Genomic DNA, 12,601 nt, shown 5'->3' on the forward strand with positions numbered 1-12,601 from the left:
ACAACGTGTATAATCCATGCTCTACTCTAGCTTCAGTTTTAATTCTTATATTTAAACTTTAGATTCGTGACCACGGAAAACAACGAGCGTTTCCAATCGCACGATATCATACACAATTACGTTGTAGCACATTTTAGAATAATGATGAGACATATTTTAATTCTATTCTTTTTTACAATTTCCTTCAGCTCATTTTCACAAAATTGGGAACTGAATGATATTGACAAAACGAAAGATTACGGATTTCAATATACTTTTTCATTTCAAAACGAAAATGACAAAAACGAGTTTTATATTTCAGAAAAAAAGAACTCAAAAACCGCTGAATTAAGTGGTAAGATTTTTGACAAACTTAAAAATCCAATTTCAGGAGTCTATATTAAAATCATTTCCAAAACCAAATCTTTAAACAAAAAAATACAAGCAGATTTTGACGGGAATTTTAAAACGGAATTACCAACTGGAGAATATTCGATTGAAATAAATCACATGGGATATGACCAATTCAAAACCGACTTTAGAATTAGAGAAAACTCCTCAACTGAATTTAAAGTTAAACTCGGATTAGGAAAAGAATTACGGATTTACCAAATTGACTCAAAAACTGAATTAACTGATAATATAATTTCAGAAATTATAGATTGTGTTAGCGGAAAAAGGAAATCAAAAAGTTTCAGCACAACCAAATGTTCTGAAAAGGATAAATATAAAGTAACAATACAAATATAAAAACGTGCTACAACAACGTGTATAATTCATTGCTCTTGTTGGTTAAGACAAGGAAATTCTCCTACAAATTACTATCTTAGTCTCAACGGAAAAATTTGAGCATAACAGCTTGCGTCTTTCCCGCGGAACATCAGCCGCACACGCAAGCTGCAAAACCGCAACAAATCATACACAATTACGTTGTACGCAATTTGAGAAACGATGAGTAAAAAATCAATCGTGATTTCAGTCCTGATAATCGGAATCGGACTTTCACTCTGGAATTTTGGATTTTTCAGTCGATATAATTATTTGACTGCCAAAACTGACATTGCGAAAAATAATCCTCAAATAGTTTATGTTGGAGAGTCAATGCTAAAACCATGGGATTTGAATAATGTGAGTAAAAAGTATGGTTTTGAAATCGTCGGTTTTGGTTGCACATTAAGCGCGGTAGAACAGAACGGAATTGAAATTTACAATTCCCAAATGGACAACTATTTGGACAAATTAAACGGAATTGGGTGGAAATCTGAATACAAAAAAGAGATTGATTCTCTTATGAAACTGACTAACATTCCAATGACCGCATTTTGGATTGAAAAAAATGGAAGTGGGTTTTGGTATAATGTGGATTTTATGCACAATCATAAAAACAATGCAAGAATTTCGATTTTCGACAAATTTGGAGACCTAATTTCCAAAGGGAAATTTATTTTAGTCTGTCCGACAGACGAAATTGAATTTATGGACGATTTAGAAAAGCAAATTGACTTTTATGATGGAGAGAATATTCAATTAAAAAGCAATTGTTATCTATTAAAAAGAGAATAAAAACTGCGTACAACAACGTGTAAGCGCAATAACGGCTGAATTTCCTAATCGGAAATTCAACTCGTTTTGCTAAATTAGGTGCGTCAGCGGAAAGTACTCGCGCACTTTCCCGTTACTGACGCTTACACAAAACCGTTGTGTGCAATTAGATTAATGAACTACCCAAAATCAGGTATTGAATAAAAGATTACTTTAAACTAAATTTGAATTTAAAATATTAACAAAATGAAAAAAATAACGATTTTATTACTTTCCTTATTACTTTTTCATGGTTGTAGTGAAGAAGACAGTTCAAGAAATACAAATAACGATAATTACATAGTTTATACAGAACCTTTGAACCCCTTGTTGTTTTCAAAAGAACTATCTTCAAATGAAACAATTGAAGTTTATGGAGTCAGAGATACAAATGGATTACCAATTTCCATAAATAATATGATATTAAGAAACTCTTCTGGAGAAGAGACTACTTATACGTTAGATGAAACTGGAAAGTTAAGTTATTTAAAAGCTTACGATGGCACAGTTTTAAAATTAGATTGGCAAGATAATCTTATAAATTTAACAGTTATTGGCAGCTCAAAAGAGAGTTATTTCAAAACAACTGTTGACCTTAATAATCCAACTGGTAGATTCACTTCTCAAACAAATAATAATACACAAGTTTTTAATCAAAACCCAAATGAAAACATACAAGTTAATGTAATTAGATGCGGAGAACTGGCAGAATATGAAGGAATAGTAAAAGTTGAAACTGATTTTGGAGCTTACGATGTTACAAATAAATTTTCTGTATTGAGTAAAAGTGATATTGGAGTGTACAATGGTCAAGTTAATAATCCATTACTTCCGCCACTTACAGGAGAAGATGTTTGTTCAGCCATAGGTTCTCTTACCGAAATCATTTGTGCAGCCTATGATATTAATCCAGCTACAAGTGCTTATGGAAATGCTATTTGCACACAGATTGGAATTTACATAAGTGCAACAGGAGCTGTTCCAGTTGGAGTTGGCGTTGGTTCTTTATGTGCCGCAGTAAATACATTCTTCTCAATAGCCTGTGACTTTGTTGGAATTTGTAATGTTGCAGAATTTCAAGATTTTAGTTTCACAAATCAAGAACTACCAATTAGAGCTGTTCTGTCTGGACCAGATGGTAATTATTTTAGTGATTGGGTAACTGTAAACTTCACACAAGAATTACCTACAATAGAGGTAAATTTAGGAGATTCATACTCACATTTAGTAGAAATAACTGCACCTAATCTTAATTGTGAATCTGACTGGCAAGCATATATTGATAACATAAACCTTGGTACTATTTCGACAAATTTTCCAGTTTATACTACGATTTCAAATGGAGAACATACGGTTTACTTAAAAAATGGAATTCAATTCACTGAAAATTGGGATGACCCTATATCTTTTCCTTGTGAAGGTTCTGAAGCAGAAGTGAATTTTAGTTTTGACGTTGAATGTAACAATAATACTGATATTGATATTGTAGGAATTTGGACAATGATAGATAATGGAATTACTTGCCAAGATAATTCTTCAGGTTGGGGAACTACATCTTCAATAGAATTTTACGGCGACAATACGTATAGGTTCTATCCCATTGCAGGTAATTCAGCTTTTTATATTGGAACTTATACTTTATCTGGTAATCAATTAGAATTTGAGCATAGTGTAACCCAAAACAATATATATAACTGTTCAGATGGGACTACACTAAATTCAACTTATAATCAGGTAACTGGCTTTAATGGTACATTTGATGGCGTTAATTTTAATGGTACGTTTTCATACTCAACTACCAATACTCCAAATTTATTTGACTGCTTAGGTTCAAATAATGAAAGCTGTCAAGGACCTGTTACATTAAGTCAGAATTCTGAGGGCAATAATGATATCTTACAAATTCTCACATCACGAAATTGGATATTTCTTCCTAACAATTTTCCAGTCTCATATACCTGTTATGATAATCAAGGAAATTTAACTTCAAATGGTAGTGGCAATAATGGTGGACCATCCACTTCAATTGTTTTCAATTCAAATTACACTGTTTCAACTTCTGCTATTACAAGTTGTAATCCAGGCACCGGTAACTTCACTATTTCAGGCTCAAGTATTTCATTTGACCTAAATATTGAATGTACAAACAGTAATTCCTCTTGGAGTTTTAACGGAACCTATGACGAAGCATCAGATAAATTTATTGGAACTGGTATTACCAATACTACATCTTACCATTCAAATGGGGAAATTGAATGTGATTATGTAGGTAGTAGCACTAGTATAAATTTAGAATAAAAAAACTGCACACAACACCGTGTATAATTCATTGCGGTAAGTGGTTAAGACGAGGAAAAATTCTCACATAATTCACTATCTTTAAAACTCGGAAAGAATTGCTGGCTCAGCCTTGCACTTCTTTTCCCGCGGAATTTTCGCCGTGAACGGCTCATCCGAGCGCAAAGCGCTTCGGCTGAAATTCCGCAACAAATCATACACAATTACGTTGTGTGTAATTATGACCCGTCCTGAATATTTATGTAACCTGCAAACTAAATCTTAAACAATGATTTATTATTGGTTACATATGCTTTACATTTATATTGGAGCAAATTTTTTTTGGAGTAAAGTTGATTTAGAGTCTGACCTTTCTCGCGTTAGAACAGTTAATATTCTTGATTGTGATAGTTTGAGATATATGGCAAACTCAAAATACTTCTATTATATGGATTTCATAAGATTTGAAATTCTCTTCAGATCTAAACTATATGATAATACTTTTAAGAAAGGAATATTCCCAGTTTTAGGTTCTCAAAAATTCATATATAAAAAACCTTTAAAAAGGTGGAATAAATTTAAAATTACTCTTACTCTAGAAGGATGGGATGACAAATGGGTTTATCATCGTCAAACTTTTGAGCAGAAAGGTGAATTATATGCAGTTGGATATACCAAAGTCGCATTTTGGAAAAATAAAAAAGCAATAGATATGCGAAAATTAATTTCTGATAGCGGAATTCACAAACCAGAAATGAATCCATCTGAGAATATTATAAACATGTTTAAAGGTGATTACGATATTTTACAAATTTTAAAGAATTAAAAAAACTACACACAACAACGTGTATAATTCATTGCTCTTGCTGGTTAAGACAAGGAAATTCTCCTACAAATTACTATCTTAGACTCAACGGAAAAATTTGAGCTCAACAGCTTGCGTCTTTCCCGCGGAACATCAGCCGCACACGCAAGCTGTAAAACCGCAACAAATCATACACAATTACGTTAGCTACAATTATGACAAAGCTATTTAAAAGAATATCTTATTTATTAATTTTGAGTTGTATTCTCAATTGTGTCAATACTAAAAGTCAAAATGGATTGAACTCTGACTTAAATATTGAATTGGATTCTGTCGCAGTTAAAGAATTTCTTGAAGACCCTCGTAATAATTTAGCAATAAATAAATTGGAATACGAAACTGAATGTAAACTTAGCGAAAACCAAGATACAAGTAATTTAGAAGTCACTTCAAGAGAATACCACGACTGTACGTACATTTTTAAAGGTAAAAAAGTAGCTGAAATGAAATCTTCTGTTTTTAAAACGGATTCGACTTGGCCTTTTGGAACTAATGGTTTAGAAATTTATCTATTCCAAACTGACCAAGAGTCTTTTCCTCTTAAAAACAATTTAAAAGTTGGTGCTACCATTGAGGATTTTCAAAATTTTCTCGGCATTCAGAAAAAACTAACGAACAAGTACTACTACGAATTCGAATTTGAATTATTTTCTAGTAAGCTGAATTTAGAATATGACGAAAATATCGTTACTAAAATAACTGTAGCTAACACCGTGTATAATTCATTGCGGTAGGTGTTTAAGACGAGGAATTTCTCCTACAAATTACTATCTTAGTCTCAACGGAAAAATTTGAGCCAACAGCTCGCGTTTTTCCCGCGGAACATCAGCCGCACACGCAAGCTGTACAACCGCAACAAACCATACACAATTACGTTACCACACATTTGAAAACCGCAACTTGAGATTAATAGTTTACATATCGATTTTGACTTTTTTACTGCTTGGATGTTCAAATTCAAGACGAAATTTAGTTGTTGTGGAAAACGATTATGAAATTGATTTAACCAAATTAGATTCTGTACGTGAAAATCTAAACGGATTTTGGATTCCTGAAAATCAATTAGACTCTGAAAGCATAGTTTGGTTGAATTTTAATAACGAAAAAAACGTCACTTATTGGGAAAGTATTCCAATAGAACGAACCGAATCGTATACGTTTATCTCTTGTCCAACAGTAGTTGAGCTGATAATACTAAACGGAAAAACTCAAATGGAATTTATTAATTTAGGTGGCTCAGATACAACGAAAATTGAATATTTATCTAAAACTAAATTCAAAATTGACGGAATGACATATTTAAGACATAAAGGTTATGATTTTTAAAAAACTTGAAATGTTCACGGATATGAATCTGAAAAACAAAAACGTGTGGTAACACCGTGTATAATTAATTGCTCTTGTTGATTAAGACAAGGAAAATCTCCTACAAATTGCTATCTTAGTCTCAACGGAAAAATTAGAGCCCAACAGCTTGCGTTTTTCCCGCGGAACATCAGCCGCACACGCAAGCTGCAAAACCGCAACAAATCATACACAATTACGTTGTACCACATATATGAAAAATCGTCTAACATTGATAATTGGAGCTTTAATCTTACTTCTGACTTTTGAGATAAATGCTCAGACATATGAAATGGTATCTAACAAAAACAAAATTGAACAGGATTTTGTTCCATCGACTGAATTTAGGATTAAAATTGAAAATCAAGTCAAAAGTAAAAGTGAAATTAATCTCATATTAGAAAAAGTAAAAGAAAATCAATATTCAATTTATATATTAAACAAAACTTCTGATTCAATAAAAATTTCTAAACAAGATTGGAGCTTATATTTAATACAGGAAGCTAAAGACACAAATGGGGAATGGAAACCAATTGAATACTGGCAATACGCATCTTGTGGAAATAGTTATTTATCAAATAAGCTTGAACCTAACGGAATTATAAAAACCGAATCAATTGCCTATGACGGAAATATTGAAACTGATATAAGATTTAAACTACTCAATGAAAATAAGGTATACTATTCGAACTCAATAATTGGAAAAATAAGTGAAAATCAATTTAAACTACCAAATGACATAAAAACCAAGTGGCCAATTAGGATTATGGAAAAAATAATTTCTGAACAAACATTAAATGCTGTTGTTTTCCTTAAACCAAACGGAATGGAAGATTTTAATAAAAAATGGGAAACTTATTTAGAGAATATGGCTGAATTAAGAAAGAACAATAAGAATTAAAATACGTGGTACAACAACGTGTATAATCAATGCTTACCTTCTACTCCAATTAAAATTTATATATTTAAACAACAGATTTGCAACTGCTGAAAATCATTCGCATTTTAAGCCGCACAAATCATACACAATTACGTTGTGAGCAATATGAGAAAAACGCTATCGATATTAATTTTACTTCTGACTTTCTCTTGTACGCAAAGGAAATTTAAAACAATTGACTTCGGACAATTTGAAATAAATGTTCCCGAAAATTGGAATGAATATGAGCGAAAAGGAATTGATAGTTATGTTGGCGGAATAATAACGGATACAAATGACAGTCTGAAATTTGATTTTGGGAGATACTCGGCTGATTTGAGTACGCAGGATTTACCCATGGTTTATGACTCAATCGGATTATCGGAATTGACCAAAAAAGAACTTGAATTATTACCAGGAACCAAACATTTAATTGTGGACGATTTGTTCAAAACAAACGTTGATTATAAAGAATATTTAAAGTATGAATTTGAATATGATTCAATTGACTGTTTTAAAGCAAAAATTATAACGCCAACTAACAAAGGCTATGGAGGAACTGGAATTTATATTGATAGTCTGAATGGAAAAGATTTAAGCATCGGATTTTATGGATGGTATCTGAATGACGAGATTCAATCGGAATTTATAAAAGCTTTGAAAACATTAAAATTCAAAAAATACTGTAAATAAAATACTGCTCACAACAATGTATAACCGCAATTACGGCGGATTCGACTACGTCCGAATCCACTCGGAATTGCTAACGCCAGTTCTTAACCGAAAAACACTAACTTTAATCCCGCAACTGACGGTTATACGAGACCGTTGTATGCAATAAAAACTGACCAAAATGAGAATATTATTACCATTGATTTTTCTATCAATCGCTTCTTGTAGTAAGCCCAAAACTGATATTGAAAACTTCAATCTAAAAGGAGATGTTTGGAAAATACAAGAAACAACATATGATGCTTCAGAAAAATTTGGAAACTATGTTACCGAAGATAAAGAGTATTCAGGACATTCTTATTTGGAATTTAATGAACAAGGAAATTTGGTAGAATACCGTTCCTTGGACAAAAGAGGAAAAACTAATTGGAATCAAGATTTTAAATATAATGACAAAAACATAAGAACTGAAATAACAACTTTAGAAGACGGAAAAGTTGACAGAAAAGAAATCAATTCAATCAATAATGATAAAATAACAAAAGTTGAAGTCTATGATGGTGATGGTGAAAAAACTAATATTTATAATTATGAATATTCAGGTCACAACATCTCTAATGGCTACGTACAAAATGACAAAGGAAAGACAACGTTAATTTTCAAAAATGTTTGGAATAAAGGTCAACTTGTGAAACAAGAGGTTAAAGATAGTTTAGGTGACTTGGATTATTTGGACCAGTATGAAAGAAATGACTTTAATGATGTTATTTTATACACATATTCAAATCCAAAAGACTCTATTAAAAACACTTATAAGTATGATTATGAATATGATGAAAAAAATAATTGGATAAAAAAATATGATTTCGATAAAAATGGTAAAATCGATAATATAATTATAAGAAATATAGTTTATTTCGATGATTCTAAAAAAAGTAGAACAGTCGACGATTTCATAGGAATGTGGTTTGAAGTGGATGAAAAAGAATGGATAGAATTTAGAAAAGACAAAAAATATGATTCAGGATACAATTCTAGAATTAAGGAATCAGGCACTTGGGAAATAGATTTTGATGCAAAGTTGATAACATTTAGAGCAAAGGAACCAGATGATTCAAAAAAATATAGGTTTGGTTTTGAAGGCTATCAAATGGTACTTTTCGCTATGGATGGAAAAGAGAAAATGAGACTTGAAAAAAGATAAAAAATTACTGCATACAACAATGGCTATAAGTAATTGCTTGTTCTCGCTTACTTCTGAAAATCCTCGCGGATTTTCAGTTTGGTGTGTACTTGTGAAGTTAAGTGCTAAAACACGCAACTACTCATAGCCGATACCGTTAGCAAACATTTAAAAACCAATCGTTACGAATGAAAACACTATTGATTTTAATATCATTTCTATTTATAACCAATTCGAATGTAATTCATCAAGACACACCATTACAAATTGACAAAAACGGAAATATAATTGGTTTGCCGAAAGAATTTAGTCCTGCAAAATTTGACTTGAATAAAAAAATACTGAGGATATATGACAAGGAAATTGTTTTTCCAAAATGTCTGAATTATTACTTTGAGGAACATAAAAATCCTAAACTGAATTTATCCGCTTCGTGGTATCACTCGAAAGACATTCTGCCATATTATTTGAATTTTTCCATTTCTGACAAGAGTGTAAATTATGGATATACAATTTTGGTGGATTTAGAAACATTGGAATTAATCTATGTGGAAAAACCGAGAACAGAAGGAAATACGACATACAATCCTGAAATAGAATTAGATAAAAAATGTCTGACTGAATATAAAAACGGAATTAAAAATATAAATTAACGGACGAATAAAAAACGATTTGCTAACACCGTGTATAATTAATTGCTCAGTTGGTTAAGAGGAGGAAAAATTCTCACATAATTTACTATCTTTAAAACTCGGAAAGAATTGCTGGTTCAACCTTGCGCTTTTTTTCCAGCGGAATTTTCGCCGTGAACGGCTCATCCAAGCGCAAAGCGCTTCGGCTGAAATTCCGCAACAAATCATACACAATTACGTTGTGCTTCATTATCAGAAACCACTAACCAATGATAAAATTCTTTAGAAAAATTAGACAAAACTCACTTGCAGAAGGGAAAACTGGAAAGTATTTAAAATATGCCGTTGGAGAAATTGTTCTTGTGGTTATTGGAATTTTAATTGCATTGCAGATTAACAATGCAAATGAAAATATCAAAAAGACAGAATTTGAAATAACCATTCTAGAAAATATAAAAGAAGATATTTTAGCTGACAAGGTTGATTGCGAATTGAACTTACAATATTTAAAAACAACAGTAAACAATGAACAGCTGTTACTCGATTTTTTACTCAATGACAGTATTCAAGAATCAGACAAAATTAGCTATGTAGATGCTCTAGGAGTTGACTTGATTACTGTTTTTCACAATGCCTCCTTTAACAATCTACAAAACAATGACATTGGATTAATAAAAAACAACACTCTTTATAAAAAAATAACTCGTTACTATGATTTTTATGTTTCAGCACTTAAAGAATTAGAAAATAATCACAAATCAGCCAACACCTATGATGAGAAGCTGATCTTTTTTAGAAAGCATTTTAAAGTTATTGACAAAAAAGTAAGAATGGATTTAAGTGATGAAGAGGCTTGGAAGCAAGAATGGGATAGGTATAATTTTGCTGTAAAAGATATAGAATCATTAAGGAAGGATGAAGAATTCAAGATTTTATTAGCGGAAAGTCTTTTTGTAAATAGAATTTTAGTTGATTATTACCTGCAGCTATTTAAAAAAATAGAGGACTTAAATAAATCCATTGATAACGAATTAAGAACATTGAAAAAATAACGAAAGCACAACAACGTGTATAATTCATTGCTAAGCTGGTTAAGACGAGGAAAAATTCTCACATAATTCACTATCTTTAAACTCGGAAAGAATTGCTGGTTCAACCTCGCGCTTCTCTTCCAGCGGAATTTTCGCCGTAAACGGCTCATCCGAGCGCAAAGCGCTTCGGCTGAAATTCCGCAACAAATCATACACAGAGACGTTACCCAACATTTGAGAAATGCGAACTGAAATTAAATATTTGGAACTGAAAACTAGATTTTCGGATAATGGACCAGCTTGGATTGGAATGGTTTCCTTTTCAAAAAGCGGAAAGACAATCTATTTTGATGGAAAAGCATTTCAAAGTCTAAGCGGAACAGGAATTTCAGCGAACTATTTTGACCTTGAAAGCGGTGATGAATATTGGATTTCTGGTGTGAAAAAAGATATGTCTGACCGACACCAATTTGGAGGCGGAAAAATATTTGTGGAAAAACGTATTTTAAGTGACTATCTGAAAATAATTGGCAAATCGGAATTACCAAAATCGGAATATGAATTGACCGAAGTGGAAACCGAGAAACCAACCGAACGAATAAATGAATTGGAAAATACTAGAATAGAAAAATCGGATATTGATCAAAGTATTTATGAAAAGTCACCAAAAGAATTAACGGATTCGGAACTTGAATTTCTGATTGAGGAATTAATCGAGGACGAAAGAAATGCTAAATACAATAACGGTAGAAGAATGATTAAAAAAGACCGAATTGAATTAGAAAAGGAACTTGAAAAACGTGAAATAAAAAACGTTGGGTAACAACGTGTATAATCCATGCTCCAACTTCGCTCCGATTTTAATTCTTATATTTAAAAAATGATTCGTGACAGCGGAAAATAACGAGCGTTTCCAATCGCACGATATCATACACAATTACGTTACCTGCAAGCTGAAAAATGAAAAACGCAATTCTGATTTTAATATCAATTTTAACACTTACCTCTTGTGGTGGCGAAATTAATTTGGACTGGAAAAGTAAACGCAAATTGACTTACGAACAACTTCCATCTGACTTGCAATCTGTTTTTCAAAAAAAAATCTATGCCATAAAAAATAGAGATACGACTGACTTTTTTGTTTTTTCTCTCGATTCTGGATATTCATTAACTCATTATTGGACTGGAATGGGAAAAAACTTGTTGAGCGAAGGATTTAATCATCATTTTGTGATTAATGACAAAAAATTTGAAATGGACGCAAATCAGGGCGACCCTTTTGTATTGCGCGAAGGAAAATTTTATTATACGACCGAGTTGAATTTAGCCGAATACAATTACAAAAAAGCGGAATATATAGAAATTGATTTGACAGAGGATTTAAAATAATAAGCGAGCAAGGCAAAATGTTTCAAGATTCAATAACACTTAAAAACCGACATCAGAAATTCATAAAAACAGTTTCTGAAAACGGAATAGTTTACGGATTGAAAAGTAAAAACGGATTTGCAACATCAAATTCGACACAATTTGAGGATGATAATGGAAATCCAATCGTAATGATATGCTTTTGGGCAGAAAAAGTTCGAGCAAAATCCTGTGCAAAAGACGAATGGAAAAAATACAAGGCGATAGAAATTCCATTACCTGAATTTATGGAAAATTGGTGTGTTGGAATGGCTAATGATGGACTTCTAATCGGTACACAATTTGACCAAAATCTGTTCGGATATGAAGTCGAACCATTAGACTTGATAATAGAATTAACGACTGAATTAAAATCAATCGGAAAGGATTTGACATTCAGAAAATTTAATGGAATTGATGACTTGGAAAAGCAAGTAAAGGGAATAATAACAGAATAAAAGCCAGCAGGTAACAACGTGTATAGCTCATTGCGGCTGAATTCCTAATCGGAATTCATTGCAATTTGCTATCTTTCGTCACGGCGGAAAACCATAGCTGATTTTCCGCAACGAGCCATACACCAAACCGTTGTGCGTCATTTAAGAAAAACCCGAAGAAACAAGAAAATTGAGTTGGATAAATAAAATATTTGGAACAAATAAAATTGAGAAAAATCCCACTCGAAAAATTGACTACATCCAAATAACAAAA

14 protein-coding genes are annotated in these 12,601 nt (G+C 32.0%); all 14 read left to right on the plus strand.

Translation table 11 applies throughout. From position 1 onward, the window contains the following. Positions 1-66 precede the first annotated feature (66 nt). Complete coding sequence (locus tag ACU8DI_RS14845) at positions 67-729, plus strand: carboxypeptidase-like regulatory domain-containing protein (protein ID WP_447113580.1); 663 nt, start codon at positions 67-69, stop codon at positions 727-729. A 201-nt stretch (positions 730-930) separates the two neighbouring features. Further along, positions 931-1,542, plus strand: a complete 612-nt coding sequence (locus tag ACU8DI_RS14850) for an FEKKY domain-containing protein (protein ID WP_447113581.1) — start codon at positions 931-933, stop codon at positions 1,540-1,542. A gap of 225 nt (positions 1,543-1,767) precedes the next feature. Continuing rightward, a complete protein-coding gene (locus tag ACU8DI_RS14855; RefSeq protein ID WP_447113582.1) occupies positions 1,768-3,858 on the plus strand; it encodes a hypothetical protein in 2,091 nt (696 codons plus the stop codon). Between the two features lie 268 nt (positions 3,859-4,126). Further along, positions 4,127-4,663 carry an acyl-CoA thioesterase gene (locus tag ACU8DI_RS14860; RefSeq protein WP_447113583.1) on the plus strand — a complete coding sequence of 179 codons (537 nt, stop codon included), beginning with the start codon at positions 4,127-4,129 and terminating at the stop codon, positions 4,661-4,663. 194 nt (positions 4,664-4,857) lie between these two features. Continuing rightward, entirely contained in the window at positions 4,858-5,436 is a 579-nt protein-coding gene (locus tag ACU8DI_RS14865; RefSeq protein WP_447113584.1) for a hypothetical protein, read from the plus strand. A 244-nt stretch (positions 5,437-5,680) separates the two neighbouring features. After that, positions 5,681-6,028 (plus strand): hypothetical protein, encoded by a 348-nt coding sequence (locus tag ACU8DI_RS14870; protein WP_447113585.1) that lies wholly within the window; start codon positions 5,681-5,683, stop codon positions 6,026-6,028. 250 nt (positions 6,029-6,278) lie between these two features. Beyond that, positions 6,279-6,947 carry a hypothetical protein gene (locus tag ACU8DI_RS14875; RefSeq protein WP_447113586.1) on the plus strand — a complete coding sequence of 223 codons (669 nt, stop codon included), beginning with the start codon at positions 6,279-6,281 and terminating at the stop codon, positions 6,945-6,947. A gap of 144 nt (positions 6,948-7,091) precedes the next feature. Beyond that, positions 7,092-7,658: a hypothetical protein gene (locus ACU8DI_RS14880; protein ID WP_447113587.1), complete on the plus strand. Its 567-nt coding sequence runs from the start codon at positions 7,092-7,094 to the stop codon at positions 7,656-7,658. A 160-nt stretch (positions 7,659-7,818) separates the two neighbouring features. Continuing rightward, positions 7,819-8,841: a hypothetical protein gene (locus ACU8DI_RS14885; protein WP_447113588.1), complete on the plus strand. Its 1,023-nt coding sequence runs from the start codon at positions 7,819-7,821 to the stop codon at positions 8,839-8,841. A 167-nt stretch (positions 8,842-9,008) separates the two neighbouring features. Continuing rightward, positions 9,009-9,473, plus strand: a complete 465-nt coding sequence (locus ACU8DI_RS14890; protein WP_447113589.1) for a hypothetical protein — start codon at positions 9,009-9,011, stop codon at positions 9,471-9,473. Positions 9,474-9,721: 248 nt separating this feature from the next. After that, complete coding sequence (locus tag ACU8DI_RS14895; protein ID WP_447113590.1) at positions 9,722-10,504, plus strand: DUF6090 family protein; 783 nt, start codon at positions 9,722-9,724, stop codon at positions 10,502-10,504. 220 nt (positions 10,505-10,724) lie between these two features. Next, the gene (locus tag ACU8DI_RS14900; protein WP_447113591.1) at positions 10,725-11,306 is read left to right on the plus strand and encodes a hypothetical protein; all 582 of its coding nucleotides are present in this window, start codon (positions 10,725-10,727) and stop codon (positions 11,304-11,306) included. A gap of 137 nt (positions 11,307-11,443) precedes the next feature. Further along, complete coding sequence (locus ACU8DI_RS14905) at positions 11,444-11,872, plus strand: hypothetical protein (protein ID WP_447113592.1); 429 nt, start codon at positions 11,444-11,446, stop codon at positions 11,870-11,872. A gap of 17 nt (positions 11,873-11,889) precedes the next feature. Next, the gene (locus tag ACU8DI_RS14910; RefSeq protein WP_447113593.1) at positions 11,890-12,348 is read left to right on the plus strand and encodes a DUF2750 domain-containing protein; all 459 of its coding nucleotides are present in this window, start codon (positions 11,890-11,892) and stop codon (positions 12,346-12,348) included. Positions 12,349-12,601: the final 253 nt, after the last annotated feature.

It is taken from the genome of Psychroserpens sp. BH13MA-6, from assembly GCF_052983595.1.

Excerpts from the sequence above, each read along its gene's own strand:
- ACU8DI_RS14850 (WP_447113581.1), top strand. The coding sequence starts at position 931 with ATGAGTAAAAAATCAATCGTGATTTCAGTCCTGATAATCGGAATCGGA.
- ACU8DI_RS14855 (WP_447113582.1), top strand. The coding sequence starts at position 1,768 with ATGAAAAAAATAACGATTTTATTACTTTCCTTATTACTTTTTCATGGT.
- ACU8DI_RS14860 (WP_447113583.1), top strand. The coding sequence starts at position 4,127 with ATGATTTATTATTGGTTACATATGCTTTACATTTATATTGGAGCAAAT.
- ACU8DI_RS14865 (WP_447113584.1), top strand. The coding sequence starts at position 4,858 with ATGACAAAGCTATTTAAAAGAATATCTTATTTATTAATTTTGAGTTGT.
- ACU8DI_RS14880 (WP_447113587.1), top strand. The coding sequence starts at position 7,092 with ATGAGAAAAACGCTATCGATATTAATTTTACTTCTGACTTTCTCTTGT.
- ACU8DI_RS14885 (WP_447113588.1), top strand. The coding sequence starts at position 7,819 with ATGAGAATATTATTACCATTGATTTTTCTATCAATCGCTTCTTGTAGT.
- ACU8DI_RS14890 (WP_447113589.1), top strand. The coding sequence starts at position 9,009 with ATGAAAACACTATTGATTTTAATATCATTTCTATTTATAACCAATTCG.
- ACU8DI_RS14895 (WP_447113590.1), top strand. The coding sequence starts at position 9,722 with ATGATAAAATTCTTTAGAAAAATTAGACAAAACTCACTTGCAGAAGGG.
- ACU8DI_RS14900 (WP_447113591.1), top strand. The coding sequence starts at position 10,725 with ATGCGAACTGAAATTAAATATTTGGAACTGAAAACTAGATTTTCGGAT.
- ACU8DI_RS14905 (WP_447113592.1), top strand. The coding sequence starts at position 11,444 with ATGAAAAACGCAATTCTGATTTTAATATCAATTTTAACACTTACCTCT.
- ACU8DI_RS14910 (WP_447113593.1), top strand. The coding sequence starts at position 11,890 with ATGTTTCAAGATTCAATAACACTTAAAAACCGACATCAGAAATTCATA.